Here is a 26,336-nt window from a genome sequence, read left to right on the forward strand (position 1 = left end):
TATGTCACAATACGGCGGTCTGTCCGCCCATTGATAAACACATTATGAGTCTGAAGGTTTTTGATCTTGAATGCGAACACGGCCATGTGTTCGAGGGTTGGTTTAGCTCACGCGAAAGTTACGATGAGCAGATCAGTCGCGGGCTTTTGTGTTGCCCCGTCTGCGACAGCCACGAGGTCAAACGCAAACTTTCGGCTCCACGTATCAATGTAGGTGCGCAGGAAAGCCTTGGCGCCCCTGCCAGTGCTCCAGTTCCGCCTCCCTTGCCTTCAACCATGCCTACCGAAGCGCAAATGCGGGCGATTCAAGGTCAGCTTTTACAAGAGCTGCGTTCGGTGATACGCAAGTCAGACGATGTGGGCACCCAGTTTGCCCAGGAAGCACGGCGCATGCACGAGGGCGACATTGAGCCGCGCGCAATCCGTGGTCAGGCCACGGTGCAGGAGTATCAGGAACTGGCCGACGACGGCATTATTGCCATGCCGATTCCGGACTTTCTGGATGATGACCGCCTGCAGTAAATAACTGCGACATCTCTTTCAGCCTGCGGTGCAAGGTACTGCGATGCAGTCCCAAGGCGCGTGCCGCCTGTGAAATATTTCCCTGATGCTGTTTCAAAGCCTGCTGCACGGCAGCGTATTCCTGTTCCTTCAGGGTTTGTGGCCTTGGGGAGTCAAGGGAGCTGGTTTCCGTAATGCTCCGGACCTCCGGGATGGCAGGTTCTTGAGCCAGCACCGGGTGTTCTGCATTCAAGCACGGCAAGGCAGGCAGGTCCTGGGCCAACCAGAGCCGCCCCGGAGAATCTTGCACAATGATTTGCAGCAGCACCGATCGCAACTGACGGTAATTGCCCGGCCAGTCGTAGTCCTGCAGTATTTGCAGGGCTTCGGGATGTAGCTGTGGAGCAGCCTGGCCTTGTGCCAGAATAGCCAGTTCTTTGGAAATATAGTCGCCCAGATCGCTGCGTTCCCTAAGGCTGGGGACTGTGCAGATATAGTCTTGCAGTCGGAAGTACAGGTCGGCACGGAAGCGGCCATCACGCACCAGTTTTTCCAGCGGTTGATGGCTGGCGCTGATCAGCTGGAAGTCCAGCCTGTGTGTGCGTTCCGAACCTAGTGCCTGCACCTCGCGCTCTTGCAGAACCCGTAGCAGACGGCTTTGCAAACCCACTGGCATATCGCCAATTTCATCCAGAAACAGCACTCCGCCATGGGCCTGACGCAATTTGCCTGCATAGCCCTGACGGCGCGCACCCGTAAACGCACCGGCCTCATACCCGAACAACTCGGCTTCGATCAGGGTTTCGGGCAGGGCGGCGCAGTTAATCGCCACAAAAGGGCCGGACTGCGACTTGTGACGGCGATGCAGCTCACGCGCCATACGCTCTTTGCCCGAGCCGCTGGGGCCGCTGAGCAAGATGGACAGGCCCATTTGCATGGCTCGCAACGCCGGTTCCAGCGCCCTTTCCTGTTGAGGGGACAGTAGTTGTGTTGCTTCTGCTGTCTCGGTCCGAGCCTGTACCGCGCGGGCTGGAGCCGGAGTTTTAGCCGCTGTGCTCAGGTGGAGCGTTACAGGTCGACTCGTGCTTTTCGCCTGTTCCAGTACCGAACTTAAGTCCTGGCCGGGTAGCTCCTGCCAGTCCTGGCGCAACATGCGGGCGGCCAACTCATCGGCCGCCACAATGGTGTCATCCTCCAGAATCAGTCGCCCACTAAAAGCACTGTTGAGCAGGCTGGGGTCTGTATGCAGATGCAGCAGACGGCGCGATGGCGTGCACAGTGACTCCAGCATCTGGCGGCTGATCTGGCGGGCGTACAGTTGTGCCAAATCCAGCGCGTAGTGATGTTCCAGTTCTGAAGGCCCGGAGATATCCAGCACTCCAATAATCTGGCCGTAAGGGTCGTAAATGGGGGCGGCGTGGCAGCTAAGAATCCGGTTGTCAGGCAAATAGTGCTGGCTGCCGTGAATCTTGATGGGCTGTGCGCAGACCAGAGCTGTGCCAATAGCATTGGTGCCGCGATGGTTCTCCGCCCAACTCACACCCGCACGCAAGGCAACCTGTTCGGCCCGCTGCAGAAAGTGCGGGTCCCCCGCCTGTTGCAACACCGTGCCTTGTGCGTCGCACAATAAAACCAGACTGCGATGCGGGTGCACCAGCGCCGCCAGATCCTGTACCGCCGCCGAGGAGTGATGCAACAGGTGATGCTGTTGTTCCAGCAACTGTCGCAGCGCACCTTGGCTCATGTCTCTGGGTTCCGCGCTTAACTCCGACTCCATCGTCTGACAGCGTTCCCAGGACTGACGCCACATGGTTTCGTTGGTCTGCGGGCAAAACGAGTGTAGAGAAGTCATGAGTGTGCTCCGGGAGGGGTGTCGCATTCTGCGACAGTGCTCGCGTTTTGCGACAGTAGCTGTCGCAGCCTGCGACTGGAGGTCGTTTCATTATGGAGGCGGGCGAGCTCAGGATCGAGTCGGGACAATCGCTAGGTAGTTTGGCACGTTATTTGCTTTAGTTAAAACAGGATAAAGGCACCCCTAACCTTTCCCTGCGGTGCACGCCTTGTGACACCGAACTAAATCAATAAGGAGACATCATGAATCTGTCCGATCTCAAATCCATGGGCCTGGATCTGGAATTCCCGTTCAAATCCCGTTACGACAACTACATTGGTGGACGTTGGGTGCCGCCGGTCGAAGGCGAGTATTTTGATAACGTCTCGCCCGTCACCGGGCAGGTTTTTTGCCAGGTAGCCCGCTCGGGTGCAGCGGACATTGACCTGGCTCTGGACGCCGCGCACAAGGTGCGCCACCAGTGGGCCAATACCCCGCCTGCCGAGCGCTCCGCTGTGCTGTTGCGCATTGCTGACCGTATCGAACAAAACCTGGAACGTCTGGCGGTTGCCGAAACGATCGACAATGGCAAACCCATCCGTGAAACCCGCGCGGCTGACTTGCCTTTGGCCGTCGACCATTTCCGCTACTTTGCCGGTTGCCTGCGCGCCCAAGAGGGCAGCATCTCGGATGTGGACAGCACCACGGTTGCTTACCACTTCCACGAGCCTATCGGCGTCGTCGGCCAGATCATCCCCTGGAACTTCCCGCTGCTGATGGCCGCCTGGAAACTGGCCCCCGCCCTGGCTGCCGGTTGCCCCATCGTCCTGAAACCCGCCGAGCAAACTCCCGCTTCCATTTTGCTGCTGATGGAAATCATCGGCGATCTGCTGCCCGCTGGCGTACTGAACGTCGTCACTGGCTACGGTAAAGAAGCAGGCCATGCCTTGGCCAACTCCAAGCGCATCGCCAAAATCGCCTTCACTGGCTCCACCCCCGTCGGCCGAGAAATCCTGCACGCCGCAGCTGATCGCCTGATCCCCGCTACGGTAGAGCTGGGCGGCAAGAGCCCCAACATCTTCTTTGAAGACGTGATGCAGGCTGATGATGCCTTCCTGGACAAAGCCCTGGAAGGTTTGAGCATGTTTGCCCTGAACCAGGGCGAGATTTGCACATGCCCATCGCGTATCCTGATTCAGGAATCCATCTACGAGCGCTTTATCGAGCGTGCCGTGGAGCGAGTCAAACGTATTCAGACCGGCAACCCGCTCAATGCCGGGACAATGGTGGGCGCGCAGGTGTCCGAGAAACAGATGGAGCGCATCCTGGGCTACATCAATATCGGTCGAGAAGAGGGCGCACAAGCCTTGACTGGCGGCGAACGCAATCGTCTGGGTGAAGGCCTGGATAATGGCTACTACATCAGCCCAACCATGCTGCTGGGTAAAAACAGCATGCGTACCTTCCAGGAAGAAATCTTCGGACCGGTGGCCGCTGTGACCACCTTCAAGGACGAAGAAGAAGCCATTGCCATCGCCAACGACACCGAGTTTGGCCTGGGTGCTGGAGTCTGGAGCCGCGACGGCTCGCGTGCCTACCGCGTAGGCCGTGGCGTTGAAGCTGGCCGAGTTTGGACCAACTGCTATCACCTGTATCCTGCTCACGCCGCTTTCGGTGGCTACAAGCAATCCGGTATCGGCCGCGAAACCCATAAGATGGCCCTCAATAACTACCAGCAAACCAAGTGCTTGCTGGTCAGCTACAGCCCGAACGCCCTGGGCTTCTTCTGATCCTTTGATCTATTCGTAGTGTTGTCAGACCTCCCCCCATGCAATATGGGGGGATGCCCTCCTTGCGCGCTTGCTATGTGTTTATCCCAGAGGGCCGCAAGGAATTTCTTCGATCATTAATAAGGAATACGCACCATGACAGTCTCGGAATTCTTTATCCCCTCGCACAATATTCTTGGCCCCGGCGCACTGGATCAGGCCATGCCCATTGTCGGGAAAATGGGCTTCAAAAAAGCTCTGATCATTACTGATGCCGATTTGGCCAAGCTGGGTATGGCGAAACTGGTGGCTGACAAGCTGATTGCACAAGGCATCAATACCGCGATTTTTGATCAGGTGCAGCCTAATCCTACAGTCGGTAACGTGAATGCCGGCTTGGACGCCTTGAAAGCACACGGCGCAGATCTGATTGTTTCCTTGGGCGGCGGTTCATCGCATGACTGTGCCAAAGGCGTAGCCCTGGTCGCCAGCAACGGCGGCAAGATCGCTGACTACGAAGGCGTAGATAAATCCGCCAAACCGCAACTGCCACTGCTGGCTATCAACACCACAGCAGGCACCGCGTCGGAAATGACGCGCTTCACCATCATTACTGATGAAACCCGCCACGTAAAAATGGCAATCATCGACCGCCACATCACCCCGTTCCTGTCAGTGAACGACTCCGACCTGATGGAAGGCATGCCCGCATCGCTAACTGCTGCTACTGGCATGGATGCACTGACCCACGCAGTTGAAGCCTACGTTTCCACAATCGCCACCCCCATCACCGACGCCTGTGCGGTGAAAGTGGTAGAGCTGATCGCCAAATACCTGCCCGTTGCTGTGCGTGAGCCGCATAACAAGAAAGCCCGTGAACAAATGGCCTATGCGCAGTTTCTGGCAGGGATGGCATTCAATAACGCGTCACTGGGCTATGTCCACGCCATGGCGCACCAGCTAGGCGGTTTCTACGATCTGCCCCACGGTGTCTGTAATGCCCTGCTGCTGCCGCATGTGCAGGCTTTCAATATGCAGGTGGCAGGGGAGCGCCTGAATGAAATCGGCAAGCTGCTATCAGATAACAATCCAGATCTGAAAGGCCTGGATGTCATCGCAGCGATTAAAAAGCTGGCGGATATTGTGGGGATTCCGAAGTCGCTGGAAGAGCTGGGCGTGAAGCGGGAAGATTTCCCGGTTCTGGCCGATAACGCGCTCAAGGATGTGTGCGGTGCAACTAATCCGATTCAGACGGATAAGAAGACGATTATGGGGATTTTTGAAGAGGCGTTTGGGGTGAGGTAATGCTGTGCTAAGAGCAAGGGGCAGATATGTATTTTGGTGTTAAGTTAATACTGCCTCTTTCTCGGTTGCACAGTATTTTTAGTAAAATGGCAGGCAGGAAAAAGGGGCTGTAAAAACAGCCCCTTTTTTGCGCGTACCGCACTGGGCGGCACGACGTCTTTCTTACATCACGCGGCTGCGGTATTCGCCAGTGCGGGTGTCGATTTCGATCTTGTCACCGATATTGCAGAACAAAGGCACGCTGATTTCGGTGCCCGTGTTGATCTTGGCAGGCTTCAGCACTTTACCGGAGGTATCGCCTTTCACGGCAGGTTCGGTGTAGGTGATTTCGCGCACGATGATGGTGGGAAGTTCAACCGAGATAGCACGACCTTCGTAGAAAACGGCCTCAACGGACATGTTTTCTTCCAGGTAGTCCAGGGCGTCGCCCATGCTTTCAGCTTCGATTTCGTACTGGTTGTACTCTTCGTCCATGAAGACGTACATGGGGTCAGCAAAGTATGAGTAAGTGCATTCGCGCTTTTCCAGCTGAACCACTTCAAATTTTTCGTCAGCTTTGTGCACGGCTTCGCTGTTCGAGCCGGTCAGCAGGTTCTTGAACTTCAATTTGACAACGGCGGAGTTGCGACCGGATTTGTTGTATTCCGTTTTCTGAACGACCAGAGGGTCGCCATTAACCATAGCGACGTTACCAACGCGCAGTTCTTGTGCGGTTTTCATTAAAAAAACTCCGAATGGGACAGGCTCCGCCAAACGCAGTGTCAGGGAGCTTTTAAGAGGTAATCCGTTATTTTAGCGTTTTCGGGCGACTTGGGTGTAAAAACTCAGCAAACTGCTGGCCAAATCGGCTTGTGCAGCCAGTTTTTCACTATAAGCACGGGCTTCTTGTTGCCATAGACGCAACACCTGGGGTTCCAGGCAGCGGCTCAAGGCAGTGGCGGCACCGGCCTGATCGGCACTGCTCCAGGCCAGATGCAGGGCTTGAACCGGCTCGGGCAAATTGCCGGTATCCAGCCAGGCTTGCAGCTTGTCCAGATGGGCCTGTTCTTCCTGTACGTAAGGCTGCCACAGCATGGGCTGAGCGGCCCAGATGGCGCGTACCAGGGAGTCCTCGCCACGTACAATATTCAGTGCGCTACGCCAGAGCAGGGCATCAAAATCGGCCTGATTCACGGCGGGGATGCGCTGAACTTGCAAGTGGCCTTGCTCCAGATCCGGGATACCTTGGGCAACAGACTCGGGCACCAGCAGCAGGGTTTTCTGCTTTAGCGTGGATAGCACTTCGGGCAGAGCCAGGACGGGCGCATCGGGATAGCAGAACAGGAACATTTGCTGCATCTCGCCCTGGAGCAGGGCTTGAATGTGCTCCTGCGCCACGCCCAGACGACTCAGCATGGCCTGGTAGGCGACATCGTCCTGTTGAAAGGCATCGCGACGGGCCAGCAGATCGCTTTCACGCAGCAGCCCCCCTGTTTGCGGGACAAAGCCGGGAAAGAAAAAATATTTGTTCGCACCACCGGCTTGTGGGGAGGGCAGGCCGTGGCAGCCCTGTACCCAGGGTTCGGCGCTCAGGTAATCCAGATTGATCCACACATGGCTATCTGCCGTCAGTTGCCGTGTCATGGCTTCGGGCGGTTCGCAGGCAAAGGCCTCGATCACGAAGGGATGTGCTGCGGGGTATTCTTGGCGCGCGTCGTGCCAATGCTCAATATCTACGCCCTGCAGTTGCTGGCTTTGCCGTTCGCTTTGAATTTCGGACTGGATACGGCTGAAGCTGTGCAGATCATCTACCCACAGGCGTAGCTGGGCGACCTCGGGTTTGGCAGCTAACTGACGGGCCAGCCGCCAGCACACGCCTATATCCCCCAGATTGTCGATAACACGGCAAAACAGGTCTATGGATACAGGTTGGGAAGCAGTAGCGGTGTTCAATTTAGTGCAGCTGTACGGGGTCCAGATCGATTTCGTCCGGCAGTTCCGGGTGCTGCATCTCGCCGTTGATGTCCGGGAAGAAGGGCGCGTTGCAATCGTCGCAGGTCTCGGTGGAGTGCAGGCCGGGCAGGCGCTGAATCTGGACCAGACCCAGGGTGCTGAGCAGGGCGGCAATCACGTCCGGAATGTCGATATGGTCGTCGCTGTGGAAAGAGGACTCGGCCTCTTCCTGGCTCAATACAGGCCAGATACAGCCATAAATCACGGTGGGCGAGGAAATGGTGCTAAAGCCCACGCGATATTCTTCCACTTGTTCTTCACCGCAAGCAACGATGACCGCACGCAAATGGTCGGGCGAGAGCTTCACGGCTGTTTGCAGCCAGGTGATACCGGCCTTCAGGGCCAGTGGGCGAATCTCGCGGTCCGACTCGCGGTTATTGACGTAATAAGCGTTGGGAGCCAGGAACTGCAGCTGGCAGCCGGTAAATAACGGTGTGACGATGGCGGAGTAACGCTCCACCCATTGCTCTACCCAGCGCAGATGGTCGGCTTGCAGATTGTCGCTGGATTGCTGCCAGCGAAACAGGGGCTGACCGACCGGAGCCATAACCACACCAACCAGAAAGCGGGCGTCGGCCAACAGGCTGCTGGCTTCTTCGGGTTTGTTCAGTGGAGCAGGCTCCTGGCTGCGGCCCAGGGCTTGCGCGGTCAGGCTGCGCGTCCAGGCGTAAGCCTGCTGGTAGGTCTGCGGCATCTCGTCGTAATTGACCAGATTGGGCAGCAGAGCGCACATCGTGCCTTCGGCCAGAACTGTGGCGCGCAAGGCCTCTTCCAGTTCCTTGTGTTGCTGGGGTTTCAATACTCCCTGGGGCAGTTGATAGCGTGTCCAGGCGGTCAGCGGGGCTGAAAACAGCAGGGCGTCGTACAGCACGCCGTCATGCTCGATTTGCTGGCATTCGGCGTGGGACTCGGCCAGCTCCATCAGGATTTCGTAATGCTGGTTTTGTTGCTGGCTGCCCAGCAGTTCCAGTGTCTGTTCAACCGCTGTATTGCGGCGTCCGCTATAGAGCTTGTCCAGCAATTGAGCAGTCAGCCCTTGCCAATAGCGATCTTCGATCTGCGAGCCGGAACGTACCAGTGCGTCGGTGTAATTGATCAGACGCTGGATTTCTTTGGGTTGTTGGGCGAGCAGTTTGGAATTGAGTTGCGACATGGACATACAAAACCGAGAGAGGGACAAGCTAGTTTACCCTTTGCCACGACCGGGGTGTGTGAATGAGGGTAGCCCCTAGGGGATGGCTGGTAGAGTTCTGGTGCTTGCAAAATAGAGGCTGGCGATAATTTGTGACTTATCAGGCATGTACGCGAGGGGCCGCCTCCATGCACCCGGCGCCTCCCCTGTGATAGCGGGGGAGGTGTCGGGCCCGGTCCGATGTTGGCAGGTTGCGATCAGTACAACACGCTAGGTAGCCACAGGCCGATGCCGGGGAACAGATACAGGATGATGATCGCCAGGATCTGGATACCCATGAAGGGCATCATGCCCAGGAAAATCTGGTTCAGGGTGACATGGGGTGGCGAGACGCCCTTCAGGTAGAAAGCCGACATGGCAACCGGTGGTGACAGGAATGCGGTTTGCAGGTTCAGGGCGACGAGCAGGCCGAAGAACAGGGGGTCGATCTGATAGTGCGCCAGCAGTGGCAGGAAGATGGGCATGAAGATGATGATGATCTCTGTCCATTCCAGCGGCCAACCCAGCAGGAAAATAACAATCTGCGCCAGGATCATGAACTGGATGGGTGTCAGATCCATGGACAGCACCCAGCCATTGATCAGTTCCTGACCACCCAGCAGGGCGAAGGCGGCCGAGAAAATACTGGAACCGACGAACAGCCAGCAGACCATGGCACTGGTCTTGGCGCTGAGGTACACCGATTCGCGCACCATGGAGAAATTCAAGCGGCGATAGGCGAAGGCCAGCAGGATGCCGCCCAAGGCACCCAAGGCCGCCGCTTCGGTGGGAGTGCACAGGCCAGCGATAATACTGCCCAGCACGGCAAGGATCAGCATGGTCAGCGGAAAGAAGGAGCTGAGCAGCATCTTGAAGATTTCCAGCCGTGCGAAGTTCAGCATGGCGTAGTAGCACAACAAGGCCAGACAGCCCACGACCAGAAAGATCCAGAATGTCATTGGTGCGGCCTGACGTTCTGCTGTAGTGGTTTCTTCGGCTGCCTCTGCTGCAGCTGCGGGAGCTTCTGCGCCCGGTTCGCTGGCACCCAGCGCCACGAGAGGCTCGCTGCCTTCAGGTTCGGATAAACCGCCAGCACCCGGAGGTTCTGCCAGCCCACCGCCACTGTAGTCACTGTCGAAGTTATTGAAACCGCCGCCCATTTCCTGCAGCTCGTAGTGCTCGGCTACTTTGGGTGCAGTGACCGACTGATAGCTAAAGCCCATGACAGCGATGAAGATCACAGCGGGCAGCAAGGCCACGGCCAGATTCTTGACCAGCAGCTTCATGGGCACGTCGACGTTGCGAGGCCCCTTCATGGCGTTGATCAGGCCGGGTACAGCACGGTCTGTAATGGTCTCCTTGATGGTTTGTGCGAAGGCTGGCAGAGGCACGATCCGGTCTTCCGCGGAAAGCGGAGGCGCGACACTGGGCTTGAGCCTGGCCAGAATGATGACGTACACCACGTACAGGACAGCCAGCATCAGGCCGGGGAAAAAGGCCCCGGCATACAGTTTCACGACCGAGACACCCGCGACGGCGCCGTACAGGATCAGGAGTACGGAGGGGGGCAGCAAAATGCCCAGGCAGCCCCCAGCGGTAATGGAGCCAGCCGTTAGCTGCACGCTGTAACCCGCCCGCAGCATGGCGGGCATGGCCAGTAGCCCCATCAGAGTCACCACGGCCCCCACAATGCCCGTGGCCGTGGCAAAGATGGCACAGGTGGCAATGGTGGCTACAGCCAGCGAACCTGGAATTCGTGCCATGGCCAGGTGCATGCCCTGGAACAGGCTCTGGATCAGGTTGGCGCGTTCAACCAGGTAACCCATGAAGATGAACAGAGGCACCGCAATCAGTACGTCGTTGGTCATGACGGCGTAGGTGCGCAGAACCATCAGGTCCAGGGTCTGCTGGATTGCTTGCTGCGTGCCCATGTCGCGATAGGCCAGCCAGGTAAAGATCACCCCCATCCCCATCAGGGTGAAGGCGGTGGGAAAGCCCAGCATGATGGTGACGACAATCAGCGCCAGCATGAGCAGGCCCAAATGGCCGTTGCTCATGTCTGCTGGCGCTGGCATGAGGATGGCAATGCTCAGGACGATGCTGATCAGTAGGGTGAGCCCGAACCAGATTTCTTTTCTCATGTTGGACTCCCTTTCTTGCCGTCGCCTGTGACAAAGGCATCCAGTTTCTCAATGTCATCGCTTTTGACGTCCACCATATCCATGAGCTTGTCGACATCGACTTCCTCAACGTCCTTGTCGCGCGAAGGCCATTTCCCGTCTCGCAGGCAGCGTACGCAATACACCATTTCCACGAAGCTTTGCAGCAGAAGGCAGAAACCGGCCAGCGGGATGATGGCCTTGAACGGGTAGATGGGCGGTCCGTTGGCCGTGATATTGGAGTGCTCCGTGATGGCCCAGGACTCGGCTGCGAAGTAGTAACCGGCCCAGAACATGGCGACCACACCAGGGATGAAGAACAGGATGTACAGGATCAGATCCAGGGCTGCCTGAAGGCGGGGTGGAAAAAAGCCGTACAGCACATCCCCGCGCACATGGCCGTTCTTGGAGAGCGTGTAGGCACCGGCCATCATGAACAGGCCACCGTACAGCATGTTCATCATGTCAAAGGCCCAGGCGTGCGGGTTGGAGAGTACGTATCGAGAGAAGACCTCGAAGGAAACGAACAGGGTCAATGCCAGGACTAGCCAGCCGAACAACTGGCCTATCCACGTATTGAACCGGTCGATAAAGACCAGAATTTTCTGCATGGTAGGTTCACCTTGCTAGCGCGGAAAGGGTCTGATGCGTGTCGGCTGCGGCTTGGGGCGCGGCCGGCCTGGAGTGGGGAAGGAGACGTCATCCACATCCGGCTGGACGGGATGACGCAGTGCAATTGCCGTTAGGGGTCAGCTCTTGGCTTGGGGAGCCTTGCGACCGAAGTAGTGGTTGTAGGCCATACGGCGGTTATTGTTGGTGTCCATGTCCCACGCCATGGCGCGTGCCGCGAACGCTCGTTGCGATGCGTCGATTTCCTTGAAAAGGGGGTTGGTCTCGGCCTTCTTGGCAACGATCTGGTCCCACACGACCAGCTGTTGCTGCAGAATGGTGTCGGGCGTTTTGTAGAATTTGACGCCGTCTTCCTTTTGCAGGCGTTGGTAGTCCTGCGAGTAACGGTCAACTGCTTTCCAGGACATGTCGGCCGATGCGGCCTCCACGGCGTTGTCGACGATGGCCTTCAGCTGTGTCGGCAAGGCGTTGTACTTGTCCTTGTTGAACATGATCTCGAAGGTTTCTGAAGCCTGGTGAAAGCTTTGCAACATGCAGACCTTGGACACGTCCGGAAAGCCCAGAGCGCGGTCCGAGGCGGCGTTGTTGAACTCCGCACCATCGAGCAGGCCGCGGTCCAGTGCCGGAACAATTTCACCGCCCGGCAAAGCATTGACGGCCGCGCCCATTTCAGTGAACAGGTCGATAGCCAGGCCATTGGTGCGGAACTTCAAACCCTTGAGATCTTCAGTCTTGGTGATAGGTTTTTTGAACCAGCCGAACGGTTGCGTGGGCATCGGGCCGGTCAGGAAGGAGACGACATTGCCACCGATGGCATCGTACAGCTTGGCCAGTAGCTCCTTGCCACCGCCATACTTGTGCCATGCCAGGACCATATTGGCGTCCATGCCGAAGGCCGGTCCTGACGAAAACAAGGCCAGGGCGTTCTGCTTGCCGTAGTTGTAACCCAGCACGCCGTGGCCCCCGTCCAGCGTTCCCTTGGAGACGGCATCCAGCAGGCCAAAGGCCGGTACAACAGCCCCTGCGGGCAAAACTTCGATTTTCAGATCTCCACCGGTCATGTCGTTGATCTTCTTGGCGAAATCAAGAGCGAATTCGTGGAAGATGTCGACGGTGGGCCAAGTGCTTTGGAAGCGGAAGTTGATGGGACCCTGCGCGCGAGCGATGGCAGGAAAGCCCATCGTTGCTGCAGCCGCGGTGCCGGCTGCAGCACCGCTCAGGAACTTGCGCCGGGATGCGCCAGTTTGTGCTTGAGGCGCGGTGCTTTTTTTGATCCTGTTTCTCATTGGGTGTGTCTCCGAAGTGGCTGTGAGCGTTCGAGAGCAAACTGCAGCAATCTGATTTTTCAGCGTTATTTCAGTTTTCTTTCAGTTTGCTTTCAGCTTTATATGCGATTCGAACACTGGCCGTACATAAGGAGTAACCACAATGATGATAGGGGTATACCCGTGGGCAGATAAGCGTGAGTGAGTGCACCTTTAGCGACGGGTGGGCTGTGCTGAACAGGCTTTTTACAGGCCTCTTGAGAGGGAAGTCATTTCAAACAGGCAAAGAAAAACGCCTTCGCCGCATGAAGCGGCGAAGGCGTTTTTTGCAAGCGCTAGGGCTTACAGACCTACGGAGTCAGCAATTTCCTTGAACTCTTCGATCTGGTCGAAGTTCATGTAGCGATAGATGTCTTCGCTATTGGCTTGCAGAACGCCCATGTCGGCCAGGTACTCTTCGCGGGTCGGGATGCGGCCCAGACGCGAGCAGATGGCAGCCAGTTCAGCCGAACCCAGGAACACGTTGGTGTTCTTGCCCAGACGGTTGGGGAAGTTACGGGTGCTGGTGGACATGACGGTGGCGCCTTCGCGAACCTGTGCCTGGTTACCCATGCACAGCGAGCAACCGGGCATTTCCATACGAGCACCAGCTACGCCCAGAACGCCGTAGTGGCCTTCTTCGCTCAGCTGTTGCTGGTCCATCTTGGTCGGAGGAGCGACCCACAGACGGGTTGGAATGTCGCGCTTGCCTTCCAGCAGCTTGGAAGCGGCACGGAAGTGACCGATGTTGGTCATGCAGCTACCGATAAACACTTCGTCGATCACGGTGCCGGACACGTCGGACAGCGTCTTCACGTCGTCCGGGTCGTTCGGGCAAGCCACGATAGGTTCGTGAATTTCAGCCAGATCGATGTCGATCACAGCAGCGTATTCAGCGTCTGCATCGGGCTCCAGCAGTTCCGGGTTGGCCAGCCAGGCTTCCATGCCCTTGATACGACGGGAGATAGTGCGCTCGTCTTCGTAGCCATTGGCAATCATCCACTTGAGCAGCGTGATGTTGCTGTTCAGGTATTCGATGATGGGCTCTTTGCTCAGGCGCACGGTACATGCAGCAGCGGAGCGCTCGGCCGAAGCGTCGGACAGCTCGAAAGCCTGTTCGATCTTCAGGTTGGGCAGACCTTCGATTTCCAGAATGCGACCGGAGAAGATGTTCTTCTTGCCGGCTTTTTCCACGGTCAGCAAGCCTTGCTTGATGGCGTACAGAGGAATGGCGTTAACCAGGTCACGCAGGGTGACGCCGGGCTGCATTTCGCCCTTGAAGCGCACCAGCACGGATTCTGGCATGTCCAGAGGCATCACGCCGGTAGCAGCGGCAAAGGCCACCAGACCGGAACCAGCGGGGAAGCTGATGCCGATAGGGAAACGGGTGTGCGAGTCGCCGCCAGTGCCCACGGTATCGGGCAACAACATGCGGTTCAGCCAGGAGTGGATGATACCGTCGCCTGGACGCAGGGAAACACCACCGCGTGTGCTGATGAAAGCAGGCAGTTCGTGGTGAGTCTTAACGTCAACAGGTTTGGGGTAAGCGGCGGTGTGGCAGAAGGACTGCATTACCAGATCGGACGAAAAGCCCAGGCAAGCCAGGTCTTTCAGTTCGTCGCGAGTCATTGGGCCAGTCGTGTCCTGGCTACCAACGGTAGTCATGCGTGGTTCGCAGTAAGTACCGGGACGCACGCCCTGGCCTTCAGGCAGACCGCAAGCACGGCCAACCATCTTCTGGGCCAGGGAGAAGCCTTTACCGGAATCGGCAGGGCTTTGTGGCAGGCGGAACAGGGTGGTTGGGGGCAGACCCAGTGCTTCGCGAGCACGGGTGGTCAGGCCACGGCCAATGATCAGGGGAATACGGCCACCGGCACGCACTTCGTCAAACAGGACGTCGGACTTGACCTGGAATTCGGAGATCAGTTCGCCATTCTTGAAGGCCTTGCCTTCGTAGGGACGCAGTTCCACCACGTCGCCCATTTCCATTTTGGAAACGTCCAGTTCGATAGGCAAAGCGCCGGCATCTTCCATGGTGTTGTAGAAGATAGGAGCAATCTTGCTGCCCAGACACACGCCACCAAAGCGCTTGTTGGGAACGAAAGGAATGTCTTCGCCGGTGAACCACAACACGGAGTTGGTGGCCGATTTACGCGAAGAACCGGTACCGACCACGTCGCCCACGTAGGCAACCAGGTGGCCCTTTTCTTTCAGGGATTCGATAAAGCTGACTGGACCTTTCTTGCCGGGCTCTTCAGGTTCGATACCTGGGCGCGGGTTCTTCAGCATGGCCAGAGCGTGCAGCGGAATGTCCGGGCGGCTCCAGGCGTCAGGGGCGGGGGACAGATCGTCCGTGTTGGTCTCGCCGGTGACTTTGAAAACGGTCACGGTCAGGCTTTCTGGAACTTCAGGACGGCTGGTGAACCACTCGCCGTCGGCCCAGCTTTGCAGCACTTCTTTTGCAAAGGCATTGCCCTTTTCGGCTTTTTCCTGAACGTCGTGGAAAGAGTCAAACATCAACAGGGTGTTTTTCAGGCCGTTGGCGGCGATCTGACCCAGTTCAGGCGAATCCAGCAGATCGATCAGCGGGCTGATGTTGTAGCCACCCAGCATGGTTCCCAGCAGCTCAGTGGCACGCTCGCGGCTGATCAAAGCACAGGTTTCTGTGCCCAGCGCGATGGCGGCCAGGTAGGAGGCTTTCACTTTGGCAGCATCGTCCACACCGGCGGGGACGCGGTGCGTCAGCAGGTCGACCAGAAATGCTTCCTCACCGGCAGGTGGGTTCTTGATGAGCTCGATCAGCTCGGCGGTCTGCTGAGCCGACAAAGGCAGCGGGGGAATGCCCAGAGCAGCGCGCTCGGCAACATGTTCGCGGTAAGAGTCCAGCATAGTGCGGGTGCCTATCGGTAAATGGTTGATATGAAAATGCAATAAATCGCGTGTTGCCCCAATTGTAATTTGAAGCGCGCAGCGAAGCAATGGTCTTATATCTTATATAAGACTTACGAGAAGCTGACTGTTATCGGGCTCAGGCCAGCAAGTCGGCGTATTCAGGGTGACGGCGTAAATAGACCACGGCATAGCTGCAAACAGGGCGTACTTTCCACTGTTGGTTTTTTGCTGTTTCCAATGCGAAGCGGGTCAGTTGCCCCGCAATGCCGCGGCCTTCCAGCTCGGGCGGCACACGGGTGTGGGTGATGCTCATGACAGCATCGTCCAGTTCGTATTCGATCACGCTGCGGCGGTTTTCAATGTCGCAGTAAAACAGACGCGCTTGCGGGTCGTGGTGGATCTCGGTAGTCATGGCAGGCTCCTTCAAGTGGGGTTGGAGTGCAGGGCGATCAGAATCCAAACAGCCAGCATGGCGATCATGCCCAGAAAGCAGCCGCCCCACAGTCCCATCAGGGGCCATTTGACGCCCATGGGAACGTCGTCGGGCTGTACGTGCTTGAGCAGACGATTGGCATTGCCAAACAGCGAGCTTTGGCGTTTGGGGAAATTCAGACGTAAAAAATAATCCAGCAGTACGCCTGCCTTCAGCGAAAAACTGAGTTTTTCCCAGGGGTACTGATCCAGATAGGGATGACGCAACACCTGGTTGCTGCGGCGCAGATTGAAAAGCAGTAAATACGCACCGGAGACCAGACTGGTCAAGGCACAGGCAATCATCAAGGTGCCGGCCAGCGGCAGGGCGTAGCGTACAAATTCAGAGAGCATGGAAGTCACCAGCAAGACGGCCCCGCGTGCGCAATGCAGCGGGGCCGTGGGTTAGATCACAGGCAAATAATAGCCCAGGATCTGTGACTTATGGGCGCTGGTCCAGAGGCACAAAGCTCTGGTTTTCAGGGCCAATGTAGTTGGCGGTAGGACGAATAATCTTGTTGTCCACGCGCTGCTCAATGATGTGAGCCGCCCAGCCAGCCGTACGCGCGATCACGAACAAAGGCGTGAACATGGCAGTAGGCACACCCATGGTGTGATAGGACACGGCCGAGAACCAGTCCAGATTGGGGAACATTTTCTTCACTTCCCACATCACGCTTTCCAGACGCTCGGCAATGTCGAACATGCGAGTGTTGCCATCGGCCACGGCCAGCTCTTTGGCCACCGATTTGATCACTTCGTTGCGTGGGTCGGAGATGGTGTAGACGGGGTGACCGAAGCCAATAATGACTTCCTTGTTTTCCACGCGCTTGCGGATGTCTTCTTCTGCCTGGTCGGGGTTCTCGTAGCGCTTCTGGATTTCAAAAGCCACTTCGTTGGCACCGCCGTGCTTGGGGCCGCGCAGGGCACCGATCGCACCGGCAATCGCGGAATAGAAGTCCGAACCTGTACCGGCGATAACGCGGCTGGTAAAGGTGGAGGCGTTGAACTCATGCTCGGCGTACAGGTTCAGCGAGACGTGCATGGCTTTTTCCCACTCGGCCGATGGCTTCTCACCATGCAGCAGGTGCAGGAAGTGCGCGCCGATACTGTCGTCGTCGGTCTGTACGTCAATCATCTCGCCGTTGTGGCTGTAGTGGTACCAGTACAGCAGGGCCGAACCCAGGCAAGCCATCAGACGGTCGGCGATGTCGCGTGCGTCGGGCAGGTTGTGGTCGTCTTTTTCAGGCAGCACGCAGCCCAGAACCGACACGGCAGTACGCATCACGTCCATGGGGTGGCTGTGGGCAGGCAGGGTTTCCAGAGCGGTTTGCAGGGCTAGAGGCAGGCCACGCAGACGCTTGAGCTTTTGCTTGTACGCGCGCAGCTCGTCGCGGTTGGGCAGTTTGCCGTGGATCAGCAAATGAGCCACTTCTTCAAATTCGCAAGCCTGGGCCAGGTCCAAGATATCGTAGCCGCGGTAGTGCAGATCATTGCCACTGCGACCGACCGTGCACAAGGCGGTATTGCCTGCAACAACGCCAGACAGGGCAACAGATTTCTTGGGCTTGAAGCCAGTGCTAGGGGTGTTCTCAGTACTGCTCATAAAGGTCTCCTGGTTGCTGGGCAGCCAGCACGAGGCTGGCTGCTGAATGGGGTTTTACCCGCGCGACGGCCCTGATCACGGGCCGGGCGGGAGCCTGTGGTGGCTCAGGACTTCTTGTTTTTCTGGAACAGCTTGTCGAGGCTTTGCTCGTAAGCATGGTAGCCGATACGATCGTACAGTTCTTCACGAGTCTGCATCAAATCGATGACATTTTTTTGATGTCCGTCACGACGGATCGCCTGGTAGACAGTTTCGGCGGCCTTGTTCATGGCGCGGAAAGCGGACAGGGGGTAGAGCACCATGGCCACATTGGCCGAAGCCAGTTCTTCCACCGTGAACAGCGGGGTTTGACCGAACTCGGTAATGTTGGCCAGCACGGGCACATCCAGCGTTTCGGTAAAGCGACGGTAGGTGTCCAGGTCGTAGCAGGCTTCAGCAAAAATGCCGTCTGCACCCGCTTCCACGCAAGCCTGGGCACGTTCCAGAGCAGCGTCCACGCCTTCGACGGCAATCGCGTCTGTACGAGCCATGATGAAGAATTCTGGATCGGTACGTGCGTCAACAGCGGCTTTCACGCGGTCGGCCATTTCACCAGTGCTGACGATTTCTTTGCCGGGGCGGTGACCGCAACGCTTGGCACCCACCTGGTCTTCAATGTGGCAAGCGGCAGCGCCGAACTTGATCAGGCTTTTGATCGTGCGGGCAATGTTGAAGGCCGAAGCGCCAAAGCCGGTATCAATGTCCACCATCAAAGGCAGATCGCACACATCGGTAATGCGACGAATGTCGGTCAGCACGTCGTCCAGCGTGTTGATGCCCAGATCAGGCAAGCCCAAAGAGCCAGCCGCGACACCGCCACCCGACAAGTAGATGGCGCGGTAGCCGGCGCGTTGGGCCAGCAAAGCGTGGTTGGCGTTGATGGCGCCGATGATTTGCAAAGGCTGTTCTTCACGCAGGGCCTGGCGGAAACGGGCGCCTGCCGATGTCAGTTGGTTTTGGCTCATTTGGGGCTCCAGATCACAAGATATAAAAATGTCGTCAGCGTAGTGCTGCGATGGGTTGCTTCTACTAAAGCAAATGCTGTGCCAAGTTCATATATGGGGGCGATGAAAAGCCTGAACCCAGAGGAGGCGGGGATTTCTCGCGTGGAGCGATGTCGTCGCTCCCTTCCAGGAATATTGTCTTTTTCTGTTTTGTGTTTCAATATTGAAACGTAATTTGAAACAATGTCGCATTATTGAAGCCCGGGTGAAACCATATGCCTTATCCTTCCTCCCCGCCTGCGCGTCTGCGTCTGGTAGCTTTTGGCTTGCATGGACTGCGTTCTCTATTGGAAGAGCTGGTGCCGCAGTTTCGCGCTCAGGCCGAAATACTGATTGTGGACAAAGCCTATGGCGAGGCCGTGGAGGCCGTGCAGGTTTTGCGACAAACAGGCGAAATCGACGTGCTGGTGTCCGCCGGTTCCAACGGCAGTTATTTGCGCGAACATCTGGACTTGCCGGTGGTGTTGGTCCATCCCGGTGGCTTCGACATTATGGGCAGCCTGGCCTCGGCACAGGCAGAGCGCAAAGCGGTGGTGACCTATGGTGAAATGCCGCTGGAGCTGATGGAGTTCGTGCAGCGTTTTGATCTGCCTGTGGAGTTACGCAGCTATCGCAGCGAGGCTGATGCACGTAGCTGTGTCCAGGATTTGAAAGAGTTGGGCGTGGAGTGGGTGCTGGCACCCGGTCTTGTGGTGGATCTGGCGCGCGAGAATCAGATGGAAGGCGTGCTGCTGTATTCACAAGGAGCGGTGCGACAGGCCCTGGAATCCGCTATCGAACTGGCTCGTGTGGCTCGCGCTGAGGCTGCTCGCCGGGATCGCTTGAATACGATTCTGGCGCAGTTGCGTGACGGCGTGGTGTCAGTGGACAGGGACGAGCGGATTGAAACCGTCAACCCGGCGATGGAAGCCTGGTTGGGCCAACCGGCTCAAGCCATGATTGGCCGTCGTTTGGGTTCCTTGTATCCCGAGCTGGATCTGGCTGGCACGCTGCGCAGTCTGGAAGTGCAACTGGATACCGTGCAACAAGTGGGTGGCCGTACCGCGATTGTGACCCGCATGCCGATTCTGGAGCAGGGGCGTTTGAGTGGTGCTGTGTTGCTGTGCCAGGACCCGGCAGCGATTCAACGACTGGACCGCAGCTTGCGTTCACGCAGTCAGCAAGCCGCATCGCGTCATGCCCGTTACGAGCTATCTGATCTGGTGGGGCAAAGCTCGCCCATGCGCAAGCTGCGTGCTCAGGCCCAGGCTTGCGCCCAAAGTACAGCCACAACCTTGATTATTGGTGAAAGCGGCACAGGCAAGGAATTGCTGGCTCAAGGCATTCACAGCGCCAGCGCCAGACGCGCGCAACCCTTTGTGGCCGTGAACTGCGCGGCTTTCCCGGACAGCCTGTTGGAAAGCGAGCTGTTCGGGTATGTGGAGGGGGCATTTACCGGCTCCAGTCGAGGTGGCAAGGTGGGGCTGGTGGAAGCGGCCCACACCGGCACCCTGTTTCTGGACGAGATTGGCGAAATGCCCTTGCCGCTACAAACCCGTTTGCTGCGTGTGCTGCAAGAAAAAGAAGTGCTGCGTATCGGGGCTATTGAGCCAACGCCGGTGGATGTGCGCGTGATTGCGGCTACTCACCGCGATCTGGCCGCGCAGGTTAAAGAAGGCGTGTTCCGCCAGGATCTGTTTTATCGACTGAACATTCTGGTGCTGCGTTTGCCGCCTTTGCGTCTGCGCACACAGGACTTGCCGGAGTTGGTGGAGCATTTACTGGCCAAGGTTGCCCAACGTCTGGGTGGTGCAAGCATGCTCAACCCGCAGTGGATGGCGGAGTTGCTTGAACTAGGCCGCCACTACATATGGCCCGGCAATATCCGCGAGCTGGAAAACCTGATCGAACGCTTGATGGTCCTGGGCACAGTGCAAGGCGATCAGGCTGTGGTGCTGGAAGATATTGCGCCTGAGTTGCGGGCCGTGGTGAGCGAGCCCGCCTTGCCAGCCTTGCGTGATCAGCAGGAGCGCAATGAACAAGAGCATCTGGCCAAAGTACTGGAAGAGTGTGGTGGCAACCGCGCCTTGGCGGCACAGCAGTTGGGAATTAGTCGTAGTACCTTGTGGCGGAAGTTGCGTAAAGGCTGATGGTATTTGGCTGTATTCAGCTCGCTTAAATGAAGCCAATGAGCAGACTTCCACCAGTTAAGGCTTATTTCTAGTGTTGGCTGGTTCTGCTTAACGCCAGTAATAGCAAACTGATCAGCAGAGCAGCAGCCATGTTATAGAGCATGCCCATTGCAAAGGCAGAGATATATTGTTCTGCAATGGTTGAGGTGGCGCTGTCTGAAGTGCGCCCGTTATTAAAGAGCAGGCCGACCACGGCAATCCCCAGGGCTGCGCCGACTTGTTGGGTGCTGGAGATTACACCTGAGGCCATGCCTGCTTGCGTTTCATCGACGAAGCCTAGAACCAGATTCAGCAAGGGCGTCATGATTAGACCTTGGCTGGCTCCCAGAAGAGTCAGGGCGGGAATCAGGTATGTGGGAGTCAACTCTGTACCGCTTGACGCAATTTGAGCAATCAGCCAGGCAAAAGAGAGGGCGTAGAGGAAAGAACCAACGGTAATGGCTCGGGTGCCGTAGCGGGCGACGAGGCGGGGAGCACTCAGGGATGCGGCCACAAAACCCACACTAGCAGGGGCAAAGATGCTGCCCGCATACAGAGGGCTTAAGCCCAAGCCACTTTGCAGCAACAGGGCAAAGCAGAGAAAGAAAGAACTGGCGGTGGAGTACACCAACAACACCAATAGAGTCCCTAAAGCAAAGCGCGGCTGGGTTAGAAGCTGCATGTCCACTAAAGGAGCGTGACCTGTGCAGCGCCGTTTTTCTTGGTGCAGATAGAAGACCCCTAGGAAGGCAGCAGCGGCGGCAAGGCTGGCCAGGCTGGATGGGGGCCACCCATGCTCGGCGCTTTGGATGAGAGGGATGAGCAAAAGGCTCAGTGCCAGGCTGATCAACATGACGCCAGCACCATCCAGGCTGCTGCTTTGGTCAGCACGGGTTTCAGGGATGTAGCGGGCGGCGGCAACTGCCAGCAATCCGATTGGAATATTGATTAAAAAGATGCTGCGCCAGCCCAACTGGAATAAATCGGCGTGAACCATCCAGCCCCCCAGTATTTGCCCAGCGATGGCGGCCAGCCCCAGCGTCATACCTAAAAGCCCAAACGCTCGGCGGCTGTTGTCTCCGTCAAAATTGACTCGGATGGAGGCATAAACTTGGGGAAAGAGTAGGGCTGCTGCCAGTCCTTGTGCTACTCGGGCCACAATAAGCAGTGGAGCATTGGGGGCAACACCACACAGAGCCGAGGCTGCGGTGAAGCTGGTCATGCCGATAATGAAAAGTCGGCGCCTGCCGAATAGATCGCCCAAGCGGCCGCCTGTAATCAGCAGTACGCCAAAGGCTAGTTCATAAGCCGCCACAATGAAGCCAATCTCGGTAAAGCTGGCCCCCAGCTGGTCTTGAATACTGGGGATGGCGATATTGACGACGAATAAATCAAAAATTGTGACGAATCCGGCCAGAAGCAGGACGGCAAGGCCGAGCCAGGGCGGGTTGTTTGCTGCGTGTGAGCAAGGGGTAGAGCAGAAGGAATTCGAGTTCATGATGCTTGTCTGAGGTGAAAACATCTGTATTCTTGAATTCTTTTTAAGCGATTACAATTTAACTGTTTATGCTATTACTGAAAGTAATGGGGGTTTGATTAGTGAGAACGCTGGAACGAACGCGGCCCGATTTGTCCGCTTTTTTGCGCACCTGTCGTGAACGCCTTTTGCCTCAGGATGTAGGCTTGCCTAGCGGTGGCCGACGTCGTACTCCCGGATTGCGGCGCGAGGAGGTTGCTGCTCTGGCCGGAGTGGGGTTGACCTGGTATACCTGGCTGGAGCAAGGCCGTGACATCGGGGTCTCAGCCAGCTTTCTGGATAATTTGGCTCGCGTTTTGAAGCTGGACGCGGCCGAGCGACGTCATCTGTTTTTGCTGGCTCACGAGCGGCTGCCAGCTGAGCCGGGTATCACCTGGTGTGTCTTGCCTCCTCTGGTGCGACGCTTGATGCACGATTTGCCCCATCCTGCTTTTGTTCTGAATCTCCGTTGGGATGTCTTGGGCTTCAATGACATGGCCGATGAATTGCTGGGCTTTGGCGCTCATCAGCCAGGACAGCGTAATTTGCTCTGGCAGATGTTTACGGATCCGGTGCTGCATACGCGTTTTGCATCTTGGGAACAGCAGGCAGCAGAAATGTTGTCCGGCTTTCGGCGGGATTTCGCACGTGCGACAGAGGGTACGGATATGCAGGAGCTGGTCAATGAGCTCAAGCGGGTCTCACCGGAGTTCAAGCAGTACTGGGATCAACATGATGTGCATTTGCCCTGTAGTGGCCTGCGTAGTCTGGTCCTGGATGGGCAACTGCGCGAGTTCGAGCAGACTTCGCTCATTATTGATGAAAGCCGCCATTTGCGGATGGTGGTCTATGCACTGTCTTTGCAGGATGAGGCGAACGTAGACGCGGTGTAGCGTCTGATCAGCGCTCTGTCTTGGGTTTTTAGGCAGGGATGGCGGGTTGCGCTATCTGCAACTCGGCCTTTGGCATGCAGCGCCCGGCACTTCTTTGTGGTCTGCAAAAAAAATCCCCGCCGTTCAGGCGGGGATTTTGCAGACTAGCGGGTCAATTAACCCAGCAGGTCTTTCACACCGTCACGCTCTTCCAGCAGCTCGTTCAGGGTGTGGTCCATGCGCTCACGCGAGAAGGCGTCGATTTCCAGCCCTTCAACACGCTTGTACTCACCGTTTTCGGTGGTCACAGGCACGCCGTAGATGATGCCTTCAGGAATGCCGTAGGAGCCGTCCGAAGGAACACCCATGGTGACCCATTTGCCGTTCGAACCCAGCACCCAGTCGCGCACGTGGTCGATGGCGGCGTTGGCAGCCGAAGCAGCCGAGGACAGGCCACGGGCTTCGATGATGGCGGCGCCACGTTTGCCCACGGTGGGGATGAAGGTTTCGCGGTTCCAGGCCTGATCGTTGATGATCGCGTCGATCTTCTCGCCGTTCACGGTAGCGAAACGGGTGTCAGGGTACATGGTGGGCGAGTGGTTGCCCCAAACGATCAGGTTCTCGATGTCAGCAACAGCCTTGCCGGACTTGGTGGCCAACTGCGACAGGGCGCGGTTGTGGTCCAGGCGCAGCATGGCAGTGAAGTTCTTCGCTGGCAGATCAGGAGCGGACTTCATGGCAATGTAGGCGTTGGTGTTGGCAGGGTTGCCGACCACCAGCACTTTCACGTCACGGCTGGCCACTTTGTTCAGGGCACGGCCTTGTGCTGTGAAGATCTGGGCGTTGAAGGCCAGCAGATCTTTACGCTCCATGCCTGGGCCACGAGGACGGGCACCGACCAGCAGGGCGATATCAGCATCTTTGAAGGCGGTTTCAGGATCGCTGTGGGCGGACATGCCTTGCAGCAGCGGGAAGGCGCAGTCGTCCAGTTCCATCATGACGCCCTTCAGGGCCTTTTGGGCTTTCTCGTCGGCGAGTTCCAGCAGCTGCAGGATTACAGGCTGGTCTTTGCCCAGCATTTCGCCGGAAGCGATGCGAAACAGCAGGGCGTAGCCAATCTGGCCAGCAGCGCCGGTAACGGCGACGCGCATTGCGGGTTTGGACATGAGAGTAAGACTCCGTTTTTGGGTTTGAAGACGGTGACGAAAAACACAGTTTAAATCTTTTGCAGACCGGGCGGCTGGCGTGGAAAACGGTTTTTCGCAAGAGGAAAAGCCTCTTTTTTCACTGCGCAGACTAGACCAAAACGATAGCGGCGTCAAACGTCTTATATCTTATATAAGACATAAGAGCGTTAGACATTCGGGGCCGGTCATGCGAAAATTAGTGCACTGTCTATTTTATGAACAAATGCGCGTTTCAAGCTGTATCTGCCGCGCATTTTTTATGAGCCCCATGTCTGATAACGTGCCGCCGCTACGCACCCAGGAAATCGAAAAATCCGCTCCTAGCGCGGCCTATAGCCCTCTGTATCAACAGATCAAGGCTTTGTTGCTGCAGGGGCTGGATCGTGGCGAGTGGAAGCCCGGCGAAGCCATCCCCAGTGAACTGGAGCTGGCTGCCCGCTTTCAGGTCAGCCAGGGCACGGTGCGCAAGGCCATTGATGAGCTGGCCGCCGACAACCTCCTGATCCGTCGTCAAGGCAAGGGTACCTTTGTGGCCACCCATCACGAAGCTCGTGTGCGCTTTCGTTTCCTGCGCCTGGCCCCGGATGATGGCAAGCCTGTGGCTTCCCAGAGCCGTATTCTGGATGTGCGTCGAATGAAAGCGCCTACGGATGTTGCCGTGCTGCTGGATTTGCGCACCTCCGACATGGTGGTGAACCTGCGCCGGGTTTTGTCCTTTGATCAGGTCCCGACCATTTATGACGATATCTGGCTGCCTGGCTCCGTCTTCAAGGGTTTGACCCTGGAGGCCGTCGAGCAGAACAAGGGCCCGATGTACGCCTGGTTCGAGAGCAAATTCGGCGTGAGCATGGTGCGCGCCGATGAAAAGATTGGTGCTGTCAGTGCCACCGAAGAGGCCGCCTCGGTCTTGCAGGTCGCTGCCGGTTCGCCGCTCCTGCACGTGGAACGCGTGTCCTATACCTATGGTGATCGACCGATGGAGTTGCGCCGGGGCTTGTACCTGACTGAGCGCTTCCATTACCGAAACACGCTCAGCTAGTTCGGCGGCATACGGTATTTGATACTGCGCCGTAGTGTCAAATAGGTGAAAATACCAAGGTTAAAAATTTTATGACTTTTTTTTATCTACTTCGAGGCCATCATGTCTGATACCGCACCCAAGCAGCGTCCGCAGTATCGCAATATCAGCGTGCCGCAGATATTGAGCTACCGCTTGCCCCTGGCTGCAAAATCGTCGATTTTGCATCGTGTCAGTGGTGCATTGCTGTTTCTTTGCCTGCCGCTCGTTCTATTGCCACTGTTCTCTTTGAGCGTCAGCTCTCCAGAGTCCTTCGAGACCTTGCGCAGCTACGTCGACAACCCTGTCTGTAAGCTGATCCTTCTGGTCCTGATCTGGGGCTACCTGCACCACTTCTGTGCCGGCATCCGCTATCTGGCACTGGACCTGCACCTGGGTAACGACAAAGAGTCCGCCAAGAAGTCGGCCGGTATGGTGTTCGGGGTCAGCCTGGCGCTGACCGTTGTGTTTGGTTTGAAACTGTTTGGGGTGTGGTAATGGCAAATCGTGAGCGCATTGGCGCAAACCGCCTGGTAGTGGGTGCCCACTACGGTACCTTGGACTTTCTGGCACAGCGTGTCACCGCAGTCATCATGGCCATCTACACCTTGGTCATCATCGGCGGCATCCTGTTTAGCAGTGAACTGAATTTCGAGACCTGGCGCGGCCTGTTCTCGTTCACGGTCGGCTCCCTGCCTTTGGGTCAGTTGCTGGCAACCTTGTTCTTCCTGTCTTTGTCCTGGCACGCCTGGATTGGTGTGCGTGACATCTGGATGGACTACGTCAAGCCCGCTGGTCTGCGCTTGTTCCTGCAAGTGTTGACCTTGCTGTGGCTGGTTGCCAGTGTCGTCTTTTTTGCAAAAATTATCTGGAGTCTCTAA

At 57.1% G+C, this 26,336-nt stretch carries 22 protein-coding genes; 8 read left to right on the top strand and 14 right to left on the bottom strand.

Translation table 11 applies throughout. From position 1 onward, the window contains the following. Positions 1-44: 44 nt before the first annotated feature. Positions 45-521: a DUF1178 family protein gene (locus NBV64_RS05590; RefSeq protein WP_022983538.1), complete on the top strand. Its 477-nt coding sequence runs from the start codon at positions 45-47 to the stop codon at positions 519-521. On the opposite strand, the gene NBV64_RS05595 is transcribed toward NBV64_RS05590, so the two are convergent. Beyond that, positions 472-2,352 (bottom strand): sigma-54-dependent Fis family transcriptional regulator, encoded by a 1,881-nt coding sequence (locus NBV64_RS05595; protein WP_250756847.1) that lies wholly within the window; start codon positions 2,350-2,352, stop codon positions 472-474. The two genes, NBV64_RS05590 and NBV64_RS05595, sit on opposite strands and share 50 nt — an antisense overlap. A gap of 242 nt (positions 2,353-2,594) precedes the next feature. On the opposite strand from NBV64_RS05595, the gene exaC reads away from it, so the two are divergent. After that, the gene (gene exaC, locus NBV64_RS05600; protein ID WP_009457732.1) at positions 2,595-4,121 is read left to right on the top strand and encodes an acetaldehyde dehydrogenase ExaC; all 1,527 of its coding nucleotides are present in this window, start codon (positions 2,595-2,597) and stop codon (positions 4,119-4,121) included. 135 nt (positions 4,122-4,256) lie between these two features. After that, entirely contained in the window at positions 4,257-5,405 is a 1,149-nt protein-coding gene (locus NBV64_RS05605; protein ID WP_022983539.1) for an iron-containing alcohol dehydrogenase, read from the top strand. 162 nt (positions 5,406-5,567) lie between these two features. Here NBV64_RS05605 and efp read toward each other — a convergent pair whose 3' ends face one another. The 11 genes from efp to prpB all read right to left on the bottom strand — a co-directional run bounded on the left by efp (position 5,568) and on the right by prpB (position 18,634). Further along, positions 5,568-6,125 carry an elongation factor P gene (gene efp, locus NBV64_RS05610; RefSeq protein ID WP_003802564.1) on the bottom strand — a complete coding sequence of 186 codons (558 nt, stop codon included), beginning with the start codon at positions 6,123-6,125 and terminating at the stop codon, positions 5,568-5,570. 72 nt (positions 6,126-6,197) lie between these two features. Further along, complete coding sequence (earP, locus tag NBV64_RS05615; RefSeq protein ID WP_250756848.1) at positions 6,198-7,337, bottom strand: elongation factor P maturation arginine rhamnosyltransferase EarP; 1,140 nt, start codon at positions 7,335-7,337, stop codon at positions 6,198-6,200. A gap of 1 nt (position 7,338) precedes the next feature. Further along, positions 7,339-8,550, bottom strand: a complete 1,212-nt coding sequence (locus NBV64_RS05620) for a DUF2863 family protein (RefSeq protein ID WP_250756849.1) — start codon at positions 8,548-8,550, stop codon at positions 7,339-7,341. A 236-nt stretch (positions 8,551-8,786) separates the two neighbouring features. Beyond that, positions 8,787-10,709, bottom strand: coding sequence for a TRAP transporter large permease (locus tag NBV64_RS05625; RefSeq protein WP_250756850.1), 1,923 nt, complete (start codon positions 10,707-10,709; stop codon positions 8,787-8,789). Then, positions 10,706-11,338 (bottom strand): TRAP transporter small permease subunit, encoded by a 633-nt coding sequence (locus NBV64_RS05630; RefSeq protein ID WP_009457722.1) that lies wholly within the window; start codon positions 11,336-11,338, stop codon positions 10,706-10,708. Before NBV64_RS05630 ends, NBV64_RS05625 begins: the two co-directional genes overlap by 4 nt. 138 nt (positions 11,339-11,476) lie before the next feature. Next, positions 11,477-12,643 carry a TRAP transporter substrate-binding protein gene (locus tag NBV64_RS05635; RefSeq protein ID WP_009457721.1) on the bottom strand — a complete coding sequence of 389 codons (1,167 nt, stop codon included), beginning with the start codon at positions 12,641-12,643 and terminating at the stop codon, positions 11,477-11,479. A 321-nt stretch (positions 12,644-12,964) separates the two neighbouring features. Then, positions 12,965-15,550, bottom strand: coding sequence for a bifunctional aconitate hydratase 2/2-methylisocitrate dehydratase (gene acnB / locus NBV64_RS05640; RefSeq protein ID WP_022983544.1), 2,586 nt, complete (start codon positions 15,548-15,550; stop codon positions 12,965-12,967). 139 nt (positions 15,551-15,689) lie between these two features. Then, positions 15,690-15,965 carry a GNAT family N-acetyltransferase gene (locus tag NBV64_RS05645; protein WP_250756851.1) on the bottom strand — a complete coding sequence of 92 codons (276 nt, stop codon included), beginning with the start codon at positions 15,963-15,965 and terminating at the stop codon, positions 15,690-15,692. 11 nt (positions 15,966-15,976) lie between these two features. After that, the gene (locus NBV64_RS05650) at positions 15,977-16,378 is read right to left on the bottom strand and encodes a hypothetical protein (protein WP_009457714.1); all 402 of its coding nucleotides are present in this window, start codon (positions 16,376-16,378) and stop codon (positions 15,977-15,979) included. An 88-nt stretch (positions 16,379-16,466) separates the two neighbouring features. Next, complete coding sequence (gene prpC / locus NBV64_RS05655; RefSeq protein WP_009457712.1) at positions 16,467-17,630, bottom strand: bifunctional 2-methylcitrate synthase/citrate synthase; 1,164 nt, start codon at positions 17,628-17,630, stop codon at positions 16,467-16,469. 104 nt (positions 17,631-17,734) lie between these two features. Then, the gene (prpB, locus tag NBV64_RS05660; RefSeq protein ID WP_083054012.1) at positions 17,735-18,634 is read right to left on the bottom strand and encodes a methylisocitrate lyase; all 900 of its coding nucleotides are present in this window, start codon (positions 18,632-18,634) and stop codon (positions 17,735-17,737) included. A gap of 254 nt (positions 18,635-18,888) precedes the next feature. Between prpB and prpR the strand changes: the two genes are divergently transcribed. Further along, positions 18,889-20,802 carry a propionate catabolism operon regulatory protein PrpR gene (gene prpR, locus NBV64_RS05665; protein ID WP_009457709.1) on the top strand — a complete coding sequence of 638 codons (1,914 nt, stop codon included), beginning with the start codon at positions 18,889-18,891 and terminating at the stop codon, positions 20,800-20,802. A 70-nt stretch (positions 20,803-20,872) separates the two neighbouring features. Here the strand turns inward: prpR and NBV64_RS05670 are convergent, their stop codons facing one another. Continuing rightward, positions 20,873-22,321, bottom strand: coding sequence for an MFS transporter (locus NBV64_RS05670; RefSeq protein WP_250756852.1), 1,449 nt, complete (start codon positions 22,319-22,321; stop codon positions 20,873-20,875). Between the two features lie 131 nt (positions 22,322-22,452). Between NBV64_RS05670 and NBV64_RS05675 the strand changes: the two genes are divergently transcribed. Continuing rightward, positions 22,453-23,232, top strand: coding sequence for a helix-turn-helix transcriptional regulator (locus NBV64_RS05675; protein WP_250756853.1), 780 nt, complete (start codon positions 22,453-22,455; stop codon positions 23,230-23,232). A gap of 155 nt (positions 23,233-23,387) precedes the next feature. Here NBV64_RS05675 and NBV64_RS05680 read toward each other — a convergent pair whose 3' ends face one another. Then, a complete protein-coding gene (locus NBV64_RS05680) occupies positions 23,388-24,377 on the bottom strand; it encodes a malate dehydrogenase (protein WP_022983546.1) in 990 nt (329 codons plus the stop codon). Between the two features lie 289 nt (positions 24,378-24,666). Here NBV64_RS05680 and NBV64_RS05685 point away from each other — a divergent pair, with 289 nt between their 5' ends. The 3 genes from NBV64_RS05685 to sdhD all read left to right on the top strand — a co-directional run bounded on the left by NBV64_RS05685 (position 24,667) and on the right by sdhD (position 26,336). Then, positions 24,667-25,437, top strand: coding sequence for a GntR family transcriptional regulator (locus NBV64_RS05685; protein WP_009457695.1), 771 nt, complete (start codon positions 24,667-24,669; stop codon positions 25,435-25,437). A 102-nt stretch (positions 25,438-25,539) separates the two neighbouring features. After that, on the top strand, positions 25,540-25,953 hold the full coding sequence (gene sdhC / locus NBV64_RS05690; RefSeq protein WP_009457694.1) for a succinate dehydrogenase, cytochrome b556 subunit: 414 nt from the start codon (positions 25,540-25,542) through the stop codon (positions 25,951-25,953). After that, the gene (gene sdhD / locus NBV64_RS05695; protein WP_003802535.1) at positions 25,953-26,336 is read left to right on the top strand and encodes a succinate dehydrogenase, hydrophobic membrane anchor protein; all 384 of its coding nucleotides are present in this window, start codon (positions 25,953-25,955) and stop codon (positions 26,334-26,336) included. The genes sdhC and sdhD overlap by 1 nt, the downstream gene beginning before the upstream one ends.

It is taken from the genome of Alcaligenes sp. DN25, assembly GCF_023674485.1.
In the GTDB taxonomy this organism is placed as follows: Bacteria; Pseudomonadota; Gammaproteobacteria; order Burkholderiales; family Burkholderiaceae_B; genus Alcaligenes; species Alcaligenes phenolicus.

Excerpts from the sequence above, each read along its gene's own strand:
- exaC (WP_009457732.1), top strand. The coding sequence starts at position 2,595 with ATGAATCTGTCCGATCTCAAATCCATGGGCCTGGATCTGGAATTCCCG.
- NBV64_RS05605 (WP_022983539.1), top strand. The coding sequence starts at position 4,257 with ATGACAGTCTCGGAATTCTTTATCCCCTCGCACAATATTCTTGGCCCC.
- NBV64_RS05680 (WP_022983546.1), bottom strand. The coding sequence starts at position 24,377 with ATGTCCAAACCCGCAATGCGCGTCGCCGTTACCGGCGCTGCTGGCCAG.
- efp (WP_003802564.1), bottom strand. The coding sequence starts at position 6,125 with ATGAAAACCGCACAAGAACTGCGCGTTGGTAACGTCGCTATGGTTAAT.
- NBV64_RS05590 (WP_022983538.1), top strand. The coding sequence starts at position 45 with ATGAGTCTGAAGGTTTTTGATCTTGAATGCGAACACGGCCATGTGTTC.
- NBV64_RS05650 (WP_009457714.1), bottom strand. The coding sequence starts at position 16,378 with ATGCTCTCTGAATTTGTACGCTACGCCCTGCCGCTGGCCGGCACCTTG.
- prpB (WP_083054012.1), bottom strand. The coding sequence starts at position 18,634 with ATGAGCCAAAACCAACTGACATCGGCAGGCGCCCGTTTCCGCCAGGCC.
- prpR (WP_009457709.1), top strand. The coding sequence starts at position 18,889 with ATGCCTTATCCTTCCTCCCCGCCTGCGCGTCTGCGTCTGGTAGCTTTT.
- NBV64_RS05635 (WP_009457721.1), bottom strand. The coding sequence starts at position 12,643 with ATGAGAAACAGGATCAAAAAAAGCACCGCGCCTCAAGCACAAACTGGC.
- sdhD (WP_003802535.1), top strand. The coding sequence starts at position 25,953 with ATGGCAAATCGTGAGCGCATTGGCGCAAACCGCCTGGTAGTGGGTGCC.
- sdhC (WP_009457694.1), top strand. The coding sequence starts at position 25,540 with ATGTCTGATACCGCACCCAAGCAGCGTCCGCAGTATCGCAATATCAGC.
- NBV64_RS05670 (WP_250756852.1), bottom strand. The coding sequence starts at position 22,321 with ATGAACTCGAATTCCTTCTGCTCTACCCCTTGCTCACACGCAGCAAAC.
- NBV64_RS05630 (WP_009457722.1), bottom strand. The coding sequence starts at position 11,338 with ATGCAGAAAATTCTGGTCTTTATCGACCGGTTCAATACGTGGATAGGC.
- prpC (WP_009457712.1), bottom strand. The coding sequence starts at position 17,630 with ATGAGCAGTACTGAGAACACCCCTAGCACTGGCTTCAAGCCCAAGAAA.
- acnB (WP_022983544.1), bottom strand. The coding sequence starts at position 15,550 with ATGCTGGACTCTTACCGCGAACATGTTGCCGAGCGCGCTGCTCTGGGC.
- NBV64_RS05625 (WP_250756850.1), bottom strand. The coding sequence starts at position 10,709 with ATGAGAAAAGAAATCTGGTTCGGGCTCACCCTACTGATCAGCATCGTC.
- NBV64_RS05685 (WP_009457695.1), top strand. The coding sequence starts at position 24,667 with ATGTCTGATAACGTGCCGCCGCTACGCACCCAGGAAATCGAAAAATCC.
- NBV64_RS05595 (WP_250756847.1), bottom strand. The coding sequence starts at position 2,352 with ATGACTTCTCTACACTCGTTTTGCCCGCAGACCAACGAAACCATGTGG.
- NBV64_RS05620 (WP_250756849.1), bottom strand. The coding sequence starts at position 8,550 with ATGTCGCAACTCAATTCCAAACTGCTCGCCCAACAACCCAAAGAAATC.
- NBV64_RS05645 (WP_250756851.1), bottom strand. The coding sequence starts at position 15,965 with ATGACTACCGAGATCCACCACGACCCGCAAGCGCGTCTGTTTTACTGC.